Genomic DNA, 18,499 nt, shown 5'->3' with positions numbered 1-18,499 from the left:
GTTCGGTGCCGGGAATTTGTCTCCGGGCCCGATGCTGGGCGCTTGCGGCCGTCGTAGAGTCCGTGTCATGGAACCTCCCGAGGTACGCCTCGAGAACAGCGATACCGTGTACGACTTCTATCTCGAGCATCGGCAGAATCGGCTGAAAGCCTGGGCCGCATACGCCATTCTGGGTCGTCGTTACTATCCCCGCGTCTCTTACGCCGAGGGTGCGCAGGCCGGTTTGCGCGCGGCGATCCGGCAGGGCCGACCGCTGTTGATCTCGATCAATCATCTTTCCGAGAACGATCCGTACACGGTCGCGGCGGCGGCGTGGCGCAGCGCGTTGCGACCGGTGATCGGGCGGGTCCGGGTGCTGGCCAAGGACGAGTTGTTCGAGGAGCCCGAGCAGCGTCGCAAGATCGACATGATGGGCGGGATTCCGGTATTCCGCGGCAAGGACCACGGGATTCGGGCGGTCAACGCGGCCGGTCAGCGGATGATGGACATCTGCGCGCAGCGGATCGTGCGCGGTGACGGGGTCGCGGTGTTCCCGGAGGGCACCTGCAACGAGGTCGACCCCACCCAGGTGCAGCCGGTCGGTAGCGGGATCGGGCACATCGCCTTTCGGGCGATGAAGCTCGGCGTCGAGCCGGTACTGGTGTCGATGGGCCTGAGCTACGGGCCGCGCGCCGACCCGACGGTGCAGCCGGACAAGGAACAGGCCAAGTCGGCCAGCTTCTACTTCGGCGTGCCGATCACCGAATTGCCGAGCAAGCCGGGCGATATCGCGCGGCTGGTGCGCACCGATCTGCAGCAGGCCCTCGACGGAGCCGTCGCCGCTTACTGAGGCAGGTTCAGGCTGTCGCGCGCCCAGTGCGGCACCATCACCAGATACTCGGGGCGGGTCTCGATGAAGTGGTGCACCATCCGGCACATCGGCAGCGCGCCGAGTTTGTCTTCCGCGGTGCTGTTCAGGGCCGCCTCGACCAGTACTCGGCCGTAGCCCTGGCCCTCGTAGCGGGGGTAGATCTCGGTGTGCACGAACGCGCGTTCGGACTGGGTGTCCTGATATTCGACATATCCGGCGTTGTCACCGTCGACATAGAGCTCGAAGCGTTCCAGAGCGGTGTTGATACGGACCTCCGTCGACATGGCTCGACGCTACTCCCGTGCGACGTCATCCGCGCATTCCGCGCCGCATATCGCCGGCCCCGTTCGGTCTGGGGACGGCCGCGCCCGCGAGGGCCTGACCGGCGTAATCCGGTGCTCGACTTGTCTGCCGGTGCCGGCCTGCGCAGAATGCTCATGATCGGGGTCGCGCACGCACGCGTGGCGGCGGCCCGTGGAGGTACGAAACATGATGAAGGTACGACTGTTTTCGCTGGCGGCGGCTGCCATGGCCGTCTGCCTGCTCGGCGGATCGATCGGCGCCGGCTCGGCTGAGGCCGCGCCGTTGTTCGGGGCCTGCCCGGACGGTTCGGTGGTCGCGGGTCACGGCGTGCAGTGCGCTGTCGTCGACGTGCCGATGAACTACGCCGACCAGGACGGGCCGAAGATTCAGGTGACCGTCAGCCGGATCGCGGCAACCGGTGAGCGGCGCGGCGCCATCTTCGCCAACCCCGGTGGGCCCGGCGCGGACGGGCTGGACTTCTGGGGCCTGCGGACCGAGGTGCTGCCCGCCGAGCTGAACGCCCACTACGATCGGATCGCGGTGCAGCCGCGCGGATTGCGCTGGGCCACCCCGCTGGACTGCACCGCCGAGGGCGGCGCCCAGGTGCCGCTCGGCGGCGGCGACCGCACTGCCATCAAGAAGGCGTGCGACGAGACGCATCCCGGGTACCTCGACACCATCACCACCGAGAACACCGCCCGCGACCTGGACGCGGTGCGGGCCGCGCTCGGGCTGGACCGGATCAGCTATCTCGGCACCTCCTACGGCACCTACCTCGGCGCGGTGTACGCCTCGCTGTTTCCCGACCGGGTCGAGCGAATGGTGCTGGACTCCAACGTGAATCCCGACTGGGTGTGGACCGAGGAATTCGCCCAGCAGCAGATCGCGGGCAAGCGACGACTCGATGATCTGTTCGCCTGGATCGCCGACCACAGCGCCGAATACCACCTCGGTGACACGGCTTTACAGGTCTATCAGAACTGGGTGCGGATGGCGGTCGACCAGGGTGGTGGCTGGTACGCCAACCTGACGCCACCACCGGCCAGCCTCGCCGACCTGCCCGGCTCGCTGCCCGAGCCGCTGGCCGAGATCGCTCGCGACGGTTACACCGGCAGCCTCGAGCAGACCGGGAAACTGCAGAACCTGTTGCGTACCTTGATCTCTCGTGGCGCTACCACGCAAGGCCCACTGCTCGGCGCGACGTCGGTCGCCAGCTATACGCGCACCTACTGGCCTATTTTCGCGCGCGCGATGGCGGACGCGCTGGCCAATCCGGCGAACGTGCAACGGTTGCGCGCCATCGAGGGCGTCACCTCCACCGACTCCACCGGGCAGTTCGTCTTCGCCGCGATCACCTGCAACGAGAACGCGATCCCGGGGCGACTCGAGGTGATCGGCTCGGCGATCGCCACCATCGCCTCCGGCGGCGACGCCATGGATGCGCGCGCCGACCTGGTTCGCTCCGGAATGGCCTGTGGGACCTGGAAGCCCGTCACCACGCCCGTCCGGATCACCGGTGCCGGTCTCGGTACTCGACCGCTGATCCTGCAGAGTCGCCACGATGCCTTGACCAAATATGAAGGGGGACCGGCGATGTCACGCGCGTTGACGGGCTCCCTGATCTCCGTCGAGGGTGGGGATCATGGGAACTTCGGCCGCGGGAACCGGGTTGTCGATGATGCGGTGATGACCTACCTCGACACCGGGCGGGTCACGATCACCGAGGCCCCGGAGGCGCCGATTCCGGTGCGCTGAGGCGTACAAATGCTTCGCGCACTGTGCGATTCGGTTACCGAAACCCGAATCGCACAGTGCGCGGCGCTAGGACTGTGTCCTGTCAGAGATTGCCGCCGCCACCCTGGAGGGCAGCGAGCGCGTTGAGCACCATATACAGCGGGCCGTACAGCGCGCTCGCCAACGGATCGCCGTTGCGGTGACCATTCAGAACCCAATCGAAACTCATCGAACCCATTGTCTTACCTCCGCTTTGTCGGCTGCCAGGATGTTTCGAAGTTGTCCGCTCAGCGCGGATCTCGCTACTTTTTCTGCTTCTGCTTTTTCTTCGCCGGGAGCTCGCAGGTCTTTTTCGCGCCCTTGGCGTTGCAGGTGTCTTTCGAACCGGCGCCGCCGATGACCGTGCCCGCGTTCTTGCCGGTGACGGTGATCTTGTCGTTGCCGCCTTCGCCGTTGACCGAGGCCTGTTTGCTGTTGATGTTGGTCACGGTGATGACGTCGGCCAGCGGTCCGCCGCGGATCTTGGCCTGATCGTTGAGATCGGTGACCTTGATGATGTCCTTGCCCTTGGCCGGGGCGTCCGGGTAGCCGTCGCCCCACACCTGACCCATCTTGCCGACCAGCCCGACGGTGATCTTGTCGTTGCCGTCCCAGCCGTTGATGATGCCCGCGTGCCACTTCAGCTCGTCGCCCTCACCGCTGATCGGGTCTTCCGGGCCGTTGAGGCTCTTCACGGTGATGGTGTCGTCGCCGTCGTCGCCGAGCACGCCGCCCGTCCGGCCGATCACCTCCACGGTGATGGTGTCGTTGCCCGGCCCACCGTCCGCGGAACCGGCGTTGTAGCCCGGCGAGACGATCTCGCCATCAGGTCCGTTGATGTAGGTGACGTTGATGACGTCGTCGCCCTCTTCGCCGAGCGCGCTCGCGACGCCTTGCAGCGACTTGATCGTCATGGTGTCGTTTCCGGGGCCGCCGCGCAGTTTCGCGAGACCCCGCAGCGGGCCCTTGGTCGCAATGAACGTGTCGTCGCCCTCGTTGCCGTCGACCTCGCCGGTGTTCATGCCGTCGACGGTCAGGGTGTCCCGGCCCGGCCCGCCGGACACCAGTCCGAGCCCGTTGACGTCGCCCGCGTGGATGGTGTCGTTACCCTCGCCGCCGTAGACGCCATCGGCAGTCGCGGGGTTGTCGAAGGTGGCACCGGTCGCGACCCACCCGACGTCGATGGTGTCGTCGCCCGTCCCGCCGTCGACTCGACCGGCGATGACCTCCAGGCTCAGCTCGGGGTGGTCTTGATTGCTCTTGATATAACCCAGCGTGCCGACGGTGATCTTGTCGTTGCCTGCGCCGCCGGACACCTTGCCGCGTTCGCTCACATTGCCGAGCGGAATGTCGATGCCGGCGAACTTCTTCTCGCACTCAGGCGACCGTTTGCCGCCGCCGACGGTGATGGTGTCGTCGCCATCGCCGCCGTCGATCTCGCCACCTTTGCCCGCGTAGGCGCCGATATCGCCATTGCAGATGAACGTCCCGACGTCATAGGCGCTGATCGTGTCGTTCCCACCCTTGCCGCGAACGACCGCGCCCTGGGGCACGTTGCCCTTGATCACAATCGTGTCGTCGCCATCGGTCCCCTCGACCGTGTCGCCGTCCTGCAGATCGCCGTCACAGGTGATGGTGCCTGCGGCGGACTTGCATATCGAGGGCAATTCTGCGGCGTGCGCGGGAACCGATACCACCGTGAGTGCCCCCGCAACCAGCGCGGGCGCGCATATCCATCGAACAGCCGTAAATTTCGAAACACGCATCAGAGACCCCTATTTCTCATTCGCCCGACGGAAGTTCGGAATCCTCGTCAGCGGGATCGCCCGCGTTCATCTCGGCGTCGGATATGTCGGCGGGAGGCGGAATCTCCTCGGACACATCGTCTTCGAGTGCGCCCTCGTCGTCGGGCAGCGCGCCCTCGTCGGTGCGCGGGCTGTCGGGTTCGCCGGTGCGAGCGGCTTGTTCGCCCTGCGGAACGTCCGCGCAGGAATCGGTGACGCATACCGCGGGCAATGCCGCGGCTTCGGTCGGAACGGCGAACGCCGCCAACGCAACTACCGCCAGTGCGGGCACATAAGACCATCGGACACCGGTAAATCGTGAAAAACGCATGCCAAAGATCCCCTATTTCTCGGTCGAATCATCCTCGTGCACAAGCCCGGAACCTGCGCTCGCCCAGCACCAGGAACCCCACAAATGAACGCGCGGTTATTGATTGCGCTTGCCTCGCGTCGCGATACTCCGCCCGATCGCGGACGCCGGACACCCCCTGTATTCGTGGTGGACCGCGCCAGGGATGGGTGTGGCTCGCAGCCGAGGCGCACCCGGTCTGTTTCGCGTCAGATGTCTGGTTGGGTGGACGGTAAGTCCGGCTCGGCGTTGCCTGCTCAGTCGGTGCGGATCACACTGCAATCCATGACGACATGGATGCCGCTGCACGGTCAGCCCTATCAGCCAGTTGCGTACCACCCGAACCGGCTTCCCGTTGCGGAGGCGCTGGCCGCGTCCGCCGCGTTTCGCGCGCGGATGGACGAGCGCCGGACCGTGCGGATGTTCTCGACCGAACCGGTGCCGGAGCAGTTGGTGCTCGATGCGATCGCGGTGGCGAACACCGCGCCGTCGGGTGCCCATCAGCAGCCATGGACGTTCGTGCTCGTCGAAGATCTCCACGTGCGCACCAGGATTCGGGAGGCGGCCGAGGCGGAGGAGCGGATCTCCTACAACGGGCGGCTCGGCGAGGAGTGGTTATCCGCGCTGCAGCCGCTCGGCACCGATGAGCACAAACCGCACCTCACCGACGCCCCTTACCTCCTCGTCGTCTTCCAGCAGCGCTTCGGCCTGCGCCCGGATGGCACCACCTACAAGCACTATTACGGCGACGAGTCGGTAGGCATCGCGGTGGGCATGCTCCTTGCCGCGCTGCACATCGCGGGCCTGGCCGCCCTGACACACACCCCGAGCCCGATGAAGTTCCTCGCTGAGGTGCTGCAGCGGCCTCGCAACGAAAAGGCTTTCGCGGTAATCCCTATCGGCTATCCTGCCGAAGATGCCGTCGTCCCCGACCTGGTGCGCAAGACAATGGATCAGGTGCTCGTTCGAATCCGATAGGGCGCAATATTTTACGGGTTTCGGCGATGCCCCCAAATTTGGGGGCACTGAATTCGGCTGCACAGAAGTAACATTTCGGCGCCGCACACCGACATCACTCGCAACAGGAGGAGTTAAAATGCGTAAGATAATTACCACTGCCGCGCGTCTCGCGGCCGCCGGTGTTTCGGGGCTCGCCTTTGTTGCCGTTATCGGCGCCGGCGCCGCGCAGGCCGCGCCGCAGGATTGCGCCGTCCAGCGGGACCTTTTCGGTGCGTCCGCGACCTGCCAACCCGATGGTGGCAGCAATTACGTCCTGCACGTCGACTGCTTCGGCCTGTACGCCAGCGGCCCGTTCCCGCTCTACGGCGTCGGCCCCTACAAGATCCTCAGCTACCCGTTCACCCCGGACGGCCAGCGCATATCGACCGCGTGCACCGGCGTGGGTCCCGGCGTCGTCGCCATTGCCACCAACGCCTATGTGGAGATCTACCGCGGTTAGGAAAACCGCGGCCGCTCAGCTGATTCGCGGCAGGTCCGGGACCTGGGCGACCAGGTCCTCGGGAGCCGACAACCGCCAGGCTTCGAAGACGAGCTCGGCCAGTTCGTCCGCCTCGATCCCCGCCAGGTGGACGACGACCCAGCCGAAACCGCCTGCCGTGAACTGTTCTTCGAAGACGTCGGGTCGTTCGGACACCAGCGCCTTTTGTTCGGACAGCAGTTGTTTCAAGCCGATCGTCTGGGTGCGCGGCCAGTAGTAACCGAACAACTTCCCGCGCACCTTGTACGAGGTGTATTTGTCACCCTTGGTGCCCTGCACGTCGACCAGGCCGCCGACGACCCGGAAGAACTCATCACTCTGTACTGCCACCGCGGACCCCTCACAAGTCAGAGTCCGCAATATACCTGCGCCGCTGGTCAGCGGGTCACGGTGGCCGAGGTGAGCACGACCTGCTGGACCGGCACGTCCTGGCCGCCGGTCTTGACCTTCCCGATCTGGTCGACGACGTCGTTGCCGCGGGAGACCTTGCCGAATACCGCGTAGCCCCAACCGTCTTGGCCCGGGTAGTCGAGGAACCCGTTGTCGCTGGTGTTGATGAAGAACTGGGCCGACGCCGAATGCGGGTCGGAGGTGCGGGCCATGGCTACGCTGTAGATGACGTTCTTCAGCCCGTTCTTGGCCTCGTTCTCGACCCGGTTCGGGGCCGGCTTTTCCCGCATGGTCTTGTCCAGCCCGCCGCCCTGGATCATGAAGCCGTCGATCACGCGGTGGAAGATAGTGCCGTCGTAGTGGCCACTGTTCACGTAGGTCAGGAAGTTTCGCACGGTCTTGGGTGCCTTCGCTTCGTCGAGTTCGAGCTCGATGTCACCCATAGAGGTTTGGAGCAGGACCTTGATCATGATTTCCCCAATTTGTGCGACGGGCTCAGTCCCGCAATCGCCCTGACGGACGCGTGCTCCAACCGAGCTGGACACGGACCCGTGCAGCTTACCGGTGCGCGGCCGCGAGGAAACCGTTTCGGCCCCGCACCGGTGCCTGCTGCGACAACTACACGGCCAGGTCCGGCAGCACCTCGCCCGTCTCCAGCAACGTCTTGAGGTTGGACAGGATGCCCGGCCAGCCGCTGCTGATCCCTTCCTGCACACCGCTGTTCGGCGGAAAGTTGTTGTGCACGACGGTCAGCTTGACCACGCCGTCGCTGGCCTGTTCGAGTTCGAAGGAAACATGGGAGCGCGGCTCGCGGGCCCAGGCGGCGACTTCGTCGGGGTTCATGTCGAAGGCCTCGGCGAACGCGGGATCGAAGGTGTGCCAGGTGTAGGCGAGCTTGTTGTACGGGTCCGCCTCCAGCACCACCTGTTCCGGGTCCTTGCTGGTCCAATCCTGTTGGTGCCAAACCATTTCGGAGCCGGGCTGCCAGTCGGTGTCGAAGGACGAGCCCCAGTACAGCTTGGTGAAGGCCGGTTCGGTGAGGGCCTGCCACAGCTTTTCCCGGGTGGTCTTGATGAAGGTCGTGTAGACGAAGGTGTTGTCGCTCATCGGGTCTGCCTCCAAAGCTTTCTTGAGATCGGCGAGTGCGTGCACGCGCCCACGGTCGTAGCGGGTGATCCAGCGTTCGGTGATGGCGTTGATGGGTTCGGCATTGAGGTAGTGCAGTTTTTCGCGGCCGCTGCGGCGGGTGGTGATCAAGTTGGCCGCCTCCAGCACGGCGAGGTGTTTGCTGACCGACTGCCGCGTCATCGCCAGCCCCGCGCACAGCTCGCGCAGGGTCTGCCCGTTGCGCGTATTCAGGCTGTCGAGCAGCCGTCGGCGATGGGGGTCGGCCAGCGCCTTGAATACCTCGTCCATGTCACCTTTCCGCATTATGCAACCGTTTGGTTGCATGTTTGAGATTAGGCAGCCGGATGGCTGCATGTCAAGAGAGCTCGATTTCGACGAAAGCATTGTCGCGGCGGAATGTAGTAGATATGCTACGAATCGACGGGAGCCCGCAACGGGGGGAGAAGTATGACAGTGGGGCAGGGCGTCGCTATCGACGTCGATAAATTGCGGATGCGGTACGGCAGCACCGATGTCCTGCACGATGTGACGTTCCAAGCGCGGCACGGCGAAGTGCTGGTGCTGCTCGGCCCGAACGGCGCGGGCAAGACCACCACCATCGAGATCCTGGAAGGCTTCCGCATGCGATCGGCGGGCCGCGTCGAGGTGCTCGGTGTCGATCCGGCGCACGGCGGCGAGGCGTGGCGGGCGCGCATCGGCGTCGTCCTGCAATCGTGGCGCGATCACGGCAAGTGGCGAGTCAGGGAACTGCTGGATTATCTGGGTGCCTTCTATGCGCCCTACCGCACCGACAGCGTCCAACGGCCTTGGGACACAGACGAACTCATCAAGGCGGTGGGCCTCACCGACCAGTCGTCCAGCAAGATCAAAGACCTGTCCGGCGGCCAGCGCCGCCGGATCGACGTCGCGATCGGCATCGTCGGACGTCCCGAGGTGTTGTTCCTGGACGAGCCGACCGCGGGATTCGACCCGGAGGCCAGGCGCGAATTCCACGATCTGGTGCATCGACTGGCCGACGACCAGCAGACCACCATCCTGCTCACCACGCACGACCTCGATGAGGCCGAGAAACTCGCCGATCGGATTCTGATCCTGGCCGGCGGGCGGATCATCGCCGATGGTTCGGCCGACGAGCTGTCTCGCCGGATCGCCGGCGAAGCGGAGGTGAGCTGGACCAACGACGGTCAACGTTTCGTGCACGCCACCGCCGAATCGACCAAGTTCGTCCACGAACTGTTCAAGCAATACGGCGACGCGATCGGCGACCTGGGGGTTCGCCGCGCCTCACTGGAGGACACCTATATGACACTGGTGCGCCGGTTCGAATCCGGTCAGGTCGAGTCCGAGCTGCGCACGATCGAGGAGGTGGGGCGATGAACCCGATCGCGGTGGCCGTTCGCCAGGGCTGGACCCGCGGCAGGATCGAGCTGCGGCAGTTGCTCACCAATGGTCAAGAACTGTTCGGGCTGCTTTTCTGGCCCGTGCTCGTGCTGATCGTGCTGTTCTTCATGCGGCACGCGTCATTCCAGTCGAGCGGGTTGCTGCTCGGCTCGCTCGCATTACCCAGCGTGATCGGCATGCTGGTCGCGATCAACGGGATGATCGGTATGGGTCAACAGCTCACCATGGACCGCGAGGACGGAACGCTGTTGCGGGCCAAGGCGACTCCGAACGGCATGGTCGGCTTCCTGGTCGGCAAAATCATTCTGGTGTCCGGCATGGTGCTCATTCCCGGTGCGCTCATCCTCGTGGCCGGGTCGTTCATCGTCGACGGGCTAGCACTCGATGATGCCGGGTCGTGGCTGACGTTGCTCTGGGTGATGGTGCTCGGACTGCTCGCGACCCTGCCGGTCGGTGCGGTGTTCGGGTCGATGTTCGCCAACCCACGCGACTTCGCGTTCATGTCGTTCCCGGTCATGGGACTGGTCGCGGTATCCGGCATCTTCTACCCGATCACGTCGATGCCCGGCTGGGTGCAGGGCGCGGCCCAGGTATTTCCGGTGTACTGGCTCGGGCTCGGCATGCGCTCGGCGATGCTGCCGGATCAGGCGGCGGCCGTCGAACTCGGCCACTCCTGGCGGCCACTCGAAACCATTGGGGTGCTCGGGGTCTGGGCGGTGCTCGGGTTGCTCCTCGCGCCGATGGTGCTGCGCAGAATGGCGCGCCGCGAGTCCGGCTCCAGCGTTGCCGCCCGCCGCGAGAAGGCGATACAGCGTGCCTACTGAGGCGATCTATAACCGCATCGCGATGCTGCGCGCCGAGCGCGGCATCTCGCGGCGCGAGTTGGCGGAGGCGCTCGGCGTGCACTATCAGACGGTCGGCTATCTGGAGCGCGGCGAGTACAGCCCGAGCCTGCATCTCGCACTGCGGATTTCGGCCTACTTCGAGGTGGCGGTGGAGGTCATCTTCGCCACCGCCCCCTTCCCGCGTCTCGGGTCTACTAGCGAAACCGCTTGAACCGCAACCAGCTACACCTGCTCGCCGCGGAGGAGTGCATAGGTCGACACCGCCTCGCCCTTCGCCTCACTGGCGGCAACGGCCTTGCGCCACAACGACTGTGCGGTGTGCGAGAACGTCGCGTCCACGCCGACCTCCTCGCTGGCGTCGATGATGTGCTGCGCGCCCGCGTCCATCATCTTCAGACTCGCCAGGGTGGCCCAGCCGCCGTTCTGGTTGGCGACCGAGAACTCCTCCATGAAATAGGGGAACGCGGCGGCCGAGCGGACGGCGAACGGCACGAACTGGGCGATGCTGTGCCCGGACCGGTCGATCAGCGCCGTCGCCTGGTCGAACGCGAGCAACCACGGATGGAAGATGGTCAGCAGCGCCTGGTAAAAGACCTGTGCGAGACCGTCGTCCGCGCCGAGGTACTCCTGCGGGCTCAGCGGCCGCAGTAGTTCGGCGTGTGCGTCGAAGACCTCGCGTGGTCCGCTGTAGAAGATGTACGACGCGGGATGGACGATATTGTCACCCGCCGACATCACGCCGCCGGAAAGGAATTGCGCGCCGTGCGAGCGGACCCACTCGGCACCCTTGCGCGTCTTGTCCGGCGAATCGGAGGACAGGTTGGCGATCACCTTGCCCGCCAGGTGCTCGGTGGCCTGCCCGAGCACGTCGTACATGGCGGCGTAGTGGGTGAGGCTCAGCACGGTCACCGCGTTGGCGTCCAGTGCATCGGCGACGGTCGCGGCGCGCTTGGCGCCGAGCTCGACCATCGCGTCGACTTTGTCGCTGCTGCGGTTCCACACGGTCACCTCGACACCGGCGGCCAGGAAGGCCCGGACCATCGCCTGGCCCATCGGGCCGAGGCCGACCACGGAGACGGAGCGGGGGCTGGTCTGTTCGGACATTATGTGTCCCTTCGGTTCTCGATCGGATGATGTCGGCGCCGGAATCAATACTCGTTGCCGCAGGTAGGGTCGGGAAGACCGAACGTTCAGGTGGGGTTGCTTACCTAGAGGTTCGAAATGCGGTCAGAAGGAGTGCGGTGGACATGAGCGGTGACGCGGATCACGACGTGTGTGGCATGTCCGTGGCGATTGATGTCGTCGGCGGCAAGTGGAAACTGCACCTGATGTGGGCGCTGAGCGCCCGCCCGCAACGATTCGGCGAGATCCGCCGCCTGCTCGCCGGCGTCAGCGAGAAGGTGCTCGCGGAAAACCTGCGCCACCTCGAGGCGAGCGGCGTCGTGCATCGCGAGGTCTACCCCGAGGTCCCGCCCCGCGTCGAATACTCCCTCACCCCGCTCGGCGTAGAACTCGCCGCAGCCTTGCGCCCCCTTGAAGAATGGGGCGAGAAGTACCGCAACGAGCTGCTCGGCAACCTGCTCGCCTCGGTGACCTAGCGGCGCAGGTGCTGTTCGGCTATCCGCGCGCCGACCTCTTCCAGGAGGCGGCTCGCGCCGGCGATCGAGCGGGCGGGGTCCGGTTCCAGGTCGGTGAGCGGGTAGCAGGCGGTGAAGCCCGCCGCTCGAATCTCCTGGGCGGCAAGGAGTGTACGGCCGACGACGGCGATGACGGGGACGCCTGCCTTGCGGGCGGTGTCGCAGACGCCGATCGGGGCTTTGCCGTGCAGGCTTTGCGTATCGAGTGAGCCTTCGCCGGTGATCACCAGGTCGGCGCCGTCGAGTAGGGCAGGGAAGTCGAGGAGTTCGAGGATCACCTCGATGCCGCTGCGCACCTGTGCGCCGAGCAAAGCCAGTGCGCCGAAACCTGTTCCGCCCGCGGCGCCCGCGCCTGGCTCGCTTGCGACATCGTGTCCCGCGAGTTGTGCCCAGTGGGTGAGCGCGGACTCCAGCGTTTCGAGATCCGCTGTGTCGGCACCCTTCTGGGGGGCGTAGACCGCGACGGCGCCGGTCGGCCCGAGTAGCGGGTTGTCCACATCGCAGGCCAATGTGAAAGTGGCGGAGGCGATTCCGGGGTGCATCGCGGAGCGGTCCAGCTCGGCGGCGTGCGCCAAAGCCGCGCCACCATAGGGTAATTCGTCGCCACCGGCGTCCAGAATCCGGGCGCCGAGCGCCTGCGCCATGCCTGCGCCGCCGTCGGTGGAGGCGCTGCCGCCCAGCCCGAGGACGATGGCGGTGGCACCGTGATCGAGGGCGTGCGCGATGACGACACCGAGGCCGAAGGTGCTCGCGCCGAGCGGATCCGGTTGCCCCCCAGGGAGTTTCTCCAGTCCGACGACCGTCGCCAATTCGATGACGGCCGTCGTCTCGTGCCGCGCGTACGACGTGCGGTCGGGCACGCCCGTCGGACCGGGCGCGGTCAACTCGACCCGCGCCCACCCGGCCGCGACGAACGCGTCGACCGTCCCGTCGCCGCCGTCGGCGACCGGCACCTGCCGGATCCGCACCCGCGGCGCGACCCGCGCGATGCCCGCGGCAAGGGCCGCCGCTACCCGCGGTGCGGTCAGCGACCCCTTGAACTTGTCCGGGGCGAGCACTACCCGGCGAACGGTCTCGCGCGTCATCCCCACATTGTCGGGTGCGTTCCGGGCTGGCGCGCGTCGGCCCGTGTCGTCCATCCACAGGCTTGTCATCCCCTGTGAGACCTGTGGATGGACTGCGAACGCGCTGGTGAGCAGGGAAGACAGAAAAGGAGAGCAGTGCTCTTGACTTTGTGTTCGCCAAAGTGGAACACTTATCGCAACAGAGAGCAGTGCTCACTAAGGAGTAAAGATCATGGACCACAGCACCCGCTACATCGGCCCGGCCGGCCTGGATCCGATCATGAACCGGATCTTCAACTGGCTGCCCAGGCTCGGTATCAGCGTGATGGGTTCGCGGCTGCTCGCCGTCCGCGGCCGCAAGAGCGGGGAGTGGCGGACCACGATGGTCAACCTGCTGGTTCGTGAGGACGGCGCCCGGTTCCTGGTCGCTCCGCGCGGACACACCCAGTGGGTGCGCAACCTGCGCGTATCAGGTGACGGCGAGCTGCGGCTCGGCCGCAAGGTCGAGGAATTCACCGCCACCGAGCTCGCCGACGCGGACAAGGTCCCGGTGCTGCGGCTCTACCTGCGGAAGTGGGGCTGGGAGGTCGGCAAGTTTTTCGAGGGCGTCACCAAGGACGCAACCGACGACGAATTGGCCGCCATCGCACCGGGTTTCCCGGTCTTCCAGATCAACTGAACGCGCGGCCCGCGTAATCAGGTTGAGCGCGCGAGGAATTCGATCGCGGCGGCGTAGCCCTGGATGCCCATGCCGGCGACCACCGCGGTGGCGATCGGGGAGATGTAGGAGTGATGCCGGAACTCCTCGCGGGCGTGCACATTGCTGATGTGCACCTCCACGATGGGGAGTTCCGGGATCACCAGCGCGTCCCGCAGGGCCACCGAGGTGTGCGTGAGCCCGCCGGGATTGATCACGATGCCCGATTCGACGCCGCGCGCCGCGTGGATCCGGTCGATCAGCGCGCCTTCGGAATTGGATTGGCAGGCGACGATCTCGCGGCCGTAGCGTTGCGCGGTCTGCCTGCAGAGTTCGACGACGTCGTCGAGCGTCGCCGACCCGTAGACCTCCGGCTGACGAGTGCCGAGCATGTTCAGGTTCGGGCCGTTGAGAACCAGGATCGGACCGGGTGCGGACATGCCCGCAACATTAGTCCGTATCGAATGACCTTCCCGGCGCAGAGCTACTGCGTCCGGGCGCGTCGCTAGAGTCCCTGCGGCCCTTCCGAGCGCAGGTCGTCCACTGTGCGCATGGCGCCGCGCAGTTCTTCCAGCCAGGATTCCGCGTGCTTGCCGGCCAGTTTCACGGTCCAGGCCAGTGCGTCGGCCCGCGAGCGCGCCACGCCCGAGTCGACAAGGGTGTCGAGTACTTTGCGTTCGGGCTGCCGCAGCCGGGTCATCACCGGCACCGCCAGGTGGGTGAACATGACTCGCTCGCCGCCCACCGACACGCCCCACGCGACGCTGCGCCCATAACGACGCTGTGCCTCGTCGGCGATCTGCATGCGGGCTCCGCGGGTCGATTCGCGGAAGCGGGAGATGGCGCCCTCCTTGGTCGCCTGCGGAACTTCCTCGGTCGGCGCGTCCGCGTCGCCTTCCGCAGGTGCTTCGACGGGGGTCTTCTCGGGCTGGGTGATCGGCAGTTCGCCGATCACGACGATCTCGTCCCGGTCGATCTCGATGACGGGGGAACCGACGAACCAGTCCTCGGGCAACCTGCCCGCGAACCAGTCCGGCGCGTCCGCGGGATCCGGCAGGTCGGCCTGCTGCCAGCCGCCCGGTCGTCCGAATCCTCGACCCCGATGTTCGTGTCTCATGAGGGATTCACCTACTCACTTTTCAGCTTTGCTTACAGTGATTACAAGATTACGTCGCAATCCCGGACAATAGTTCCGCTCTGTGCGAACAGAGTTCGCCGCTGGTTAACGGGGGTGATTTGCGGTTCGTAGACGCTCGCTCTGGGTACTCATTGATCCGAAACGCCGAGTAAGGCAGTAAGCGCACAACTTTGCGTGGGGCCCCGGTACGGTAGCGGCGCCGGTTGTCGCCGCAGCACTGGACAACGATCATGATCGGTCCCCCGAGACGGGAGCTTTCGGGCACAATTGAGATGCTGAGCATAGGTAACGTCCTCGCGGCGTAGGCACCGCAGACAGGTCTTTTTCAGGTACGGTGGTCTTGTTACTGGAGTGACAAGAGTGAAGAGTGGGCGACATGGATGTCTGGGGATCCCGCCGCTTCCGCGTCCGGGGCGCTATGGCACTCGCGGGGGTGGCGGCGCTCGCGATCGCGATGGGATCGTGCGGCGTACACGAGGGTAAGAACGAGGCCGAGGCTGTCGTAGAGCGCTTCACCGAGCTGTTGGACAAGCAGGATTACGTCAAGGCTTCGGAGCTCACGTCGTATCCGTCGGCGGCTTCGGCAACGCTGAAGCAAATGTTTGCTGGGCTGCAACCGGGCAAGGGCGATTTCAAGAAGACGCAATACATCGGCCTCGATTCCGAGGCGGCGATCTTCAGCATGGACGCCGACTGGAACTTCGGCGAGGGCAAGAACTGGACCTACAGCCTGCAGGGCAACGTACGCAAGCTCGCCATCGGCTGGCGGATCTCCTGGGATCCGGCGATCGTCATGCCACAGCTCGATCACAATCGCACCGTGCGCCTGGTGCGCACCGAGCCAGCCCCCGCCCCGCGGGTCAACGACATCGCGGGCCAGCCGCTGATGACCGAGCAGACCATCAACGTGATCAAGCTCGACCCCGCGAAGATGCCCGACCCGGTCGGCTCGACCAACGCACTGGCCAAGGCCATCGAGCCGGTCGCGCCGCTGATCACCGGGCCGTCGCTGATGCAGCAGGTGGCCACCTCGCAGGGCAAGCCGGTGGTCGCGGTGAACCTGCGCGAGCCCGACTTCGCGATCCTGGAGAAGAACATGGCGCCGATCCCCGGCGTGGTCATGGAGAAGCAGCCACGGCTCATCTCCGCCGACCGCCGGGTCTGGTCGCCCATGCTCGACGCGCTGAGCAAGGTGCAGCAGGAAAGCCAGGCGAACCACTCCGGCTGGGGTGTGCAGATTTTCGAACAGGACGGTCGCTTCGTCGGTCAGCTGGCCGGCGTGCAGGGCCCGCCCGGCCCAGACATCGCGGGCACCATGGACCAGCGCCTGCAGCGCGCCGCCGAGGACGCGGTGGTCAGCGCGGCGACGCCCGCCTCGATCGTGGCCATCCAGCCCTCCAGCGGCGCGGTGGTCGCGGTCGCGCAGAACACCCAGGCCAGCGAGCACGGACCGGTCGCCTTCACCGGACTGTATCCGGTGGGCGGCAATATCGAGCTGTTCCGCAATATCGCGGCCGTCGCCAAAGGCAAGGCACCGCAAGATATTCCGGTGCAGGAGGCGGCCGAGGCCGCGACCACGCTCGGCGTCGGCATCGACTTCAAGGTGCCCGGCCTCGACGAGGTGACCGGGCGGCTTGCCGTCGCGGGCCGCAGTGCCGAGCAGGTCAGGCAGGGTGGCGGTTCGGATGCGGTGCTGGCCAGCCCCTTCGGGATGGCGATCGCCGCCGCCGCGATCGCCCGCGGCGCGGTGCCGCCGCCGATGATCGAGGTGGCCCGGCCGAGCACCACTGACGCCCAGCTCGCCCCGCTGTCGCCGGAGATCGCCGACCGGCTGCACGGCATGCTGCGCGATTCGACCAACGCGCCGGACCTCGCGAGCCTGCGCGGGTACCGAGACGTCAACGGCTACAGCGCGACTGCGGGACGCGACGGCTGGCTGATCGCGATCATGGGCGACCTGGCCTTCGCCATCCACATCAACGACGTGGACAGCGGCGACGCCACCGCGCGGATGGCGGTGCGGATGCTGCAGTCGCTGGCCGCGCCGGAGACGTAGGCCTTATTTCAACGCGGTGATGGCGGCGCGCCAGCCGAGCAGGAACAGCGCGAGCACCACCGTCGCGACGACGATGAAGCTGAACGCCGTGCCCTGACCACTGACCGCCCGCAGCAGCATGCCGCCGCAGAGGGTGCCGAGCCAGACCAGGATTCCGGTGGGCCACAGCGCGGTTCCGTCGAATCGCGTATCGCGGCCCGCGTCGCCGAACATCCGGCTCGCGGCGGCCACCGCTACGGTCCAGCCGATGGCCAGGCCGATCGCGAACGGCCATAGCGTGCGAAGTAGCCCGGTGAGTACCGCCTCGTCGTGACTGCGCCTGCCGATCGCACAGAACAGGATCACCAGTAGCGCATCTACCAACAACGGCACCAGTTTCTTCACCCGGCCAGCGTAGTTGGGTGGGTCCGGCGAGATGTGAAGCGCCCGCGCGCTGCGTGTTCGGCCATCCGCATCCACGTCGCGCGAGTCTTGCGAGCGCCGCGGCCAAATATTCAGAAGCGGCGCTGGGAGAATTCCTTCTCGAATTCGGCGTCGTCGTCCTGCGGGGTGCGGAACAGGAACAGGAAAACGATCCAGCCGACGATCGCGACCAGGATGAAACTCACCAGCCGGTAGATGAACGCGGCGGCCACCGCCTGCGCGGCGGGCAGCCCGGCGGCCGCGGTGAGACCGTAGATGAGCGTCGCGTCCACGTAGACGATCCCGCCGGGCGCGAACGGAATCGAGCCGACCGCCTTACCGATGGCGAAGGCGAGCAGCAGCCCGGCCAGCCGAGGGTCGGCGCCGACGGCGTAGCAGGCGGCGCCGAGACAGGCCACGTCGGCGAACCGGTGCAGCACCGCCCACACCGCGACCAGCGCGCCGTCGCGCTTGCCGAGATCCACCGACTCCAATTGCGCGAGGACATCGGCGATCTTGTTGGCGCCCTGGTCGGCTGGGCGCTTGCGTAACCGGTTGACGAGGCTCAGCGCTTTGCGTAGCAGCGCCTCCAATGAGCCTGGATTGCGCGAGACATAGTTGCCGCCCCACACCACCGCGACCACCGCGGCCAGCGACAGGATCAATTTGAACGGCCCGATGGTGCCGCCGGACAGCAGTGTGCCGCCGACGCCGAGCAGCGCGAGCCCCGCCGCGGCGACCACGCCGGAGAACACCAGCTGCCAGGACGCGACGATCGGACTGGCGCCGAAGCGGCGGGTCTGCCGATAGGTGAAGGCGGTGGAAAACACCTGGCCCGCAGGCAACGTGACGGACATGGCGGTGGCGCCGTAGACCACCGCGACGGATTTACGCTGACTTACCGCGACACCCCCGGCGTTGAGCAGTTGCTTCTGCACCCGCCCAAATCCGCTCATCGACAAGGCCTGCAGCCAAATACAGGCGGCGACCCACCCCCAGTGAATGTCGCTGAGTTTGCGCCACGATTCGTGTAGTCGCGGCCACAGATAGATACCTTCGGCGATCAGCAATGCCAGCAGGGCGACGCCGAGCACCCATTTGACCCACCAGAATTTGCCACTGCGGCGTTCGGGCATGGGCGGCGGCGCAGCTTCTCCCGCCGGTTCCCCATCAGCCGTCACCCG

22 protein-coding genes, 1 tRNA gene and 1 pseudogene are annotated in these 18,499 nt (G+C 66.2%); 11 read left to right on the top strand and 13 right to left on the bottom strand.

Annotated elements, in window-relative coordinates; genetic code table 11:
- Positions 1 to 67: 67 nt before the first annotated feature.
- Entirely contained in the window at positions 68 to 829 is a 762-nt protein-coding gene (locus tag ACFWF1_RS01835) for a lysophospholipid acyltransferase family protein (protein ID WP_379283960.1), read from the top strand.
- Here the strand turns inward: ACFWF1_RS01835 and ACFWF1_RS01830 are convergent.
- Entirely contained in the window at positions 823 to 1,134 is a 312-nt protein-coding gene (locus ACFWF1_RS01830) for a GNAT family N-acetyltransferase (protein ID WP_150400259.1), read from the bottom strand. The genes ACFWF1_RS01835 and ACFWF1_RS01830 overlap by 7 nt on opposite strands.
- 205 nt (positions 1,135 to 1,339) lie before the next feature.
- Here ACFWF1_RS01830 and ACFWF1_RS01825 point away from each other — a divergent pair, with 205 nt between their 5' ends.
- Positions 1,340 to 2,908, top strand: a complete 1,569-nt coding sequence (locus tag ACFWF1_RS01825) for an alpha/beta hydrolase (RefSeq protein ID WP_379283961.1) — start codon at positions 1,340 to 1,342, stop codon at positions 2,906 to 2,908.
- A gap of 82 nt (positions 2,909 to 2,990) precedes the next feature.
- Here ACFWF1_RS01825 and ACFWF1_RS01820 read toward each other — a convergent pair whose 3' ends face one another.
- From ACFWF1_RS01820 to ACFWF1_RS01810, 3 genes are all read right to left on the bottom strand, one after another.
- Complete coding sequence (locus ACFWF1_RS01820; protein WP_379283962.1) at positions 2,991 to 3,116, bottom strand: hypothetical protein; 126 nt, start codon at positions 3,114 to 3,116, stop codon at positions 2,991 to 2,993.
- 73 nt (positions 3,117 to 3,189) lie between these two features.
- Positions 3,190 to 4,692 (bottom strand): hypothetical protein, encoded by a 1,503-nt coding sequence (locus tag ACFWF1_RS01815; protein ID WP_379283963.1) that lies wholly within the window; start codon positions 4,690 to 4,692, stop codon positions 3,190 to 3,192.
- A gap of 16 nt (positions 4,693 to 4,708) precedes the next feature.
- Positions 4,709 to 5,041, bottom strand: a complete 333-nt coding sequence (locus ACFWF1_RS01810; protein WP_379283965.1) for a hypothetical protein — start codon at positions 5,039 to 5,041, stop codon at positions 4,709 to 4,711.
- A 303-nt stretch (positions 5,042 to 5,344) separates the two neighbouring features.
- Between ACFWF1_RS01810 and ACFWF1_RS01805 the strand changes: the two genes are divergently transcribed.
- Positions 5,345 to 6,037: a nitroreductase family protein gene (locus tag ACFWF1_RS01805; protein WP_379283966.1), complete on the top strand. Its 693-nt coding sequence runs from the start codon at positions 5,345 to 5,347 to the stop codon at positions 6,035 to 6,037.
- Between the two features lie 118 nt (positions 6,038 to 6,155).
- The gene (locus tag ACFWF1_RS01800) at positions 6,156 to 6,518 is read left to right on the top strand and encodes a hypothetical protein (RefSeq protein WP_379283967.1); all 363 of its coding nucleotides are present in this window, start codon (positions 6,156 to 6,158) and stop codon (positions 6,516 to 6,518) included.
- Positions 6,519 to 6,533: 15 nt separating this feature from the next.
- On the opposite strand, the gene ACFWF1_RS01795 is transcribed toward ACFWF1_RS01800, so the two are convergent.
- From ACFWF1_RS01795 to ACFWF1_RS01785, 3 genes are all read right to left on the bottom strand, one after another.
- Complete coding sequence (locus tag ACFWF1_RS01795) at positions 6,534 to 6,887, bottom strand: MmcQ/YjbR family DNA-binding protein (protein ID WP_379283968.1); 354 nt, start codon at positions 6,885 to 6,887, stop codon at positions 6,534 to 6,536.
- A 47-nt stretch (positions 6,888 to 6,934) separates the two neighbouring features.
- Positions 6,935 to 7,417 (bottom strand): peptidylprolyl isomerase, encoded by a 483-nt coding sequence (locus ACFWF1_RS01790; protein WP_379283970.1) that lies wholly within the window; start codon positions 7,415 to 7,417, stop codon positions 6,935 to 6,937.
- Positions 7,418 to 7,565: 148 nt separating this feature from the next.
- Complete coding sequence (locus tag ACFWF1_RS01785) at positions 7,566 to 8,363, bottom strand: ArsR/SmtB family transcription factor (protein WP_379284444.1); 798 nt, start codon at positions 8,361 to 8,363, stop codon at positions 7,566 to 7,568.
- A gap of 159 nt (positions 8,364 to 8,522) precedes the next feature.
- Here ACFWF1_RS01785 and ACFWF1_RS01780 point away from each other — a divergent pair.
- The 4 genes and pseudogenes from ACFWF1_RS01780 to ACFWF1_RS01765 all read left to right on the top strand — a co-directional run.
- A pseudogene (locus ACFWF1_RS01780) lies at positions 8,523 to 8,975 on the top strand (ATP-binding cassette domain-containing protein); the annotation flags it as partial.
- Positions 8,976 to 9,337: 362 nt separating this feature from the next.
- Positions 9,338 to 9,415: transfer RNA gene (locus tag ACFWF1_RS01775), tRNA-OTHER, on the top strand.
- Positions 9,416 to 9,448: 33 nt separating this feature from the next.
- Positions 9,449 to 10,300: an ABC transporter permease gene (locus ACFWF1_RS01770; protein WP_379283972.1), complete on the top strand. Its 852-nt coding sequence runs from the start codon at positions 9,449 to 9,451 to the stop codon at positions 10,298 to 10,300.
- Entirely contained in the window at positions 10,290 to 10,532 is a 243-nt protein-coding gene (locus ACFWF1_RS01765; protein WP_379283974.1) for a helix-turn-helix transcriptional regulator, read from the top strand. The genes ACFWF1_RS01770 and ACFWF1_RS01765 overlap by 11 nt, the downstream gene beginning before the upstream one ends.
- 11 nt (positions 10,533 to 10,543) lie before the next feature.
- Here ACFWF1_RS01765 and ACFWF1_RS01760 read toward each other — a convergent pair whose 3' ends face one another.
- Complete coding sequence (locus ACFWF1_RS01760; protein WP_379283975.1) at positions 10,544 to 11,425, bottom strand: NAD(P)-dependent oxidoreductase; 882 nt, start codon at positions 11,423 to 11,425, stop codon at positions 10,544 to 10,546.
- A gap of 143 nt (positions 11,426 to 11,568) precedes the next feature.
- On the opposite strand from ACFWF1_RS01760, the gene ACFWF1_RS01755 reads away from it, so the two are divergent.
- Positions 11,569 to 11,919, top strand: a complete 351-nt coding sequence (locus ACFWF1_RS01755; protein WP_379283976.1) for a winged helix-turn-helix transcriptional regulator — start codon at positions 11,569 to 11,571, stop codon at positions 11,917 to 11,919.
- Here ACFWF1_RS01755 and ACFWF1_RS01750 read toward each other — a convergent pair.
- On the bottom strand, positions 11,916 to 13,043 hold the full coding sequence (locus tag ACFWF1_RS01750) for a glycerate kinase (RefSeq protein WP_379283977.1): 1,128 nt from the start codon (positions 13,041 to 13,043) through the stop codon (positions 11,916 to 11,918). The two genes, ACFWF1_RS01755 and ACFWF1_RS01750, sit on opposite strands and share 4 nt — an antisense overlap.
- Before the next feature lie 211 nt (positions 13,044 to 13,254).
- Here ACFWF1_RS01750 and ACFWF1_RS01745 point away from each other — a divergent pair, with 211 nt between their 5' ends.
- The gene (locus tag ACFWF1_RS01745; RefSeq protein WP_379283979.1) at positions 13,255 to 13,701 is read left to right on the top strand and encodes a nitroreductase/quinone reductase family protein; all 447 of its coding nucleotides are present in this window, start codon (positions 13,255 to 13,257) and stop codon (positions 13,699 to 13,701) included.
- 17 nt (positions 13,702 to 13,718) lie between these two features.
- Here ACFWF1_RS01745 and aroQ read toward each other — a convergent pair whose 3' ends face one another.
- Together aroQ and ACFWF1_RS01735 are read right to left on the bottom strand one after the other, a co-directional pair.
- Positions 13,719 to 14,159, bottom strand: a complete 441-nt coding sequence (gene aroQ / locus ACFWF1_RS01740) for a type II 3-dehydroquinate dehydratase (protein ID WP_379283981.1) — start codon at positions 14,157 to 14,159, stop codon at positions 13,719 to 13,721.
- 65 nt (positions 14,160 to 14,224) lie between these two features.
- The gene (locus tag ACFWF1_RS01735; RefSeq protein WP_379283982.1) at positions 14,225 to 14,836 is read right to left on the bottom strand and encodes a hypothetical protein; all 612 of its coding nucleotides are present in this window, start codon (positions 14,834 to 14,836) and stop codon (positions 14,225 to 14,227) included.
- A gap of 397 nt (positions 14,837 to 15,233) precedes the next feature.
- Between ACFWF1_RS01735 and ACFWF1_RS01730 the strand changes: the two genes are divergently transcribed.
- The gene (locus ACFWF1_RS01730) at positions 15,234 to 16,913 is read left to right on the top strand and encodes an NTF2-like N-terminal transpeptidase domain-containing protein (RefSeq protein WP_379283984.1); all 1,680 of its coding nucleotides are present in this window, start codon (positions 15,234 to 15,236) and stop codon (positions 16,911 to 16,913) included.
- A gap of 3 nt (positions 16,914 to 16,916) precedes the next feature.
- On the opposite strand, the gene ACFWF1_RS01725 is transcribed toward ACFWF1_RS01730, so the two are convergent.
- Together ACFWF1_RS01725 and ACFWF1_RS01720 are read right to left on the bottom strand one after the other, a co-directional pair.
- Positions 16,917 to 17,297 carry a DUF3054 domain-containing protein gene (locus tag ACFWF1_RS01725; RefSeq protein WP_379283985.1) on the bottom strand — a complete coding sequence of 127 codons (381 nt, stop codon included), beginning with the start codon at positions 17,295 to 17,297 and terminating at the stop codon, positions 16,917 to 16,919.
- A gap of 110 nt (positions 17,298 to 17,407) precedes the next feature.
- Positions 17,408 to 18,496 carry a YbhN family protein gene (locus ACFWF1_RS01720; RefSeq protein WP_379283986.1) on the bottom strand — a complete coding sequence of 363 codons (1,089 nt, stop codon included), beginning with the start codon at positions 18,494 to 18,496 and terminating at the stop codon, positions 17,408 to 17,410.
- Positions 18,497 to 18,499 lie beyond the last annotated feature (3 nt).

This window comes from Nocardia sp. NPDC060255 (assembly GCF_042727395.1).
Classification (GTDB): Bacteria; Actinomycetota; Actinomycetes; order Mycobacteriales; family Mycobacteriaceae; genus Nocardia.
This window is presented reverse-complemented; position numbering and strand designations above follow the sequence as displayed.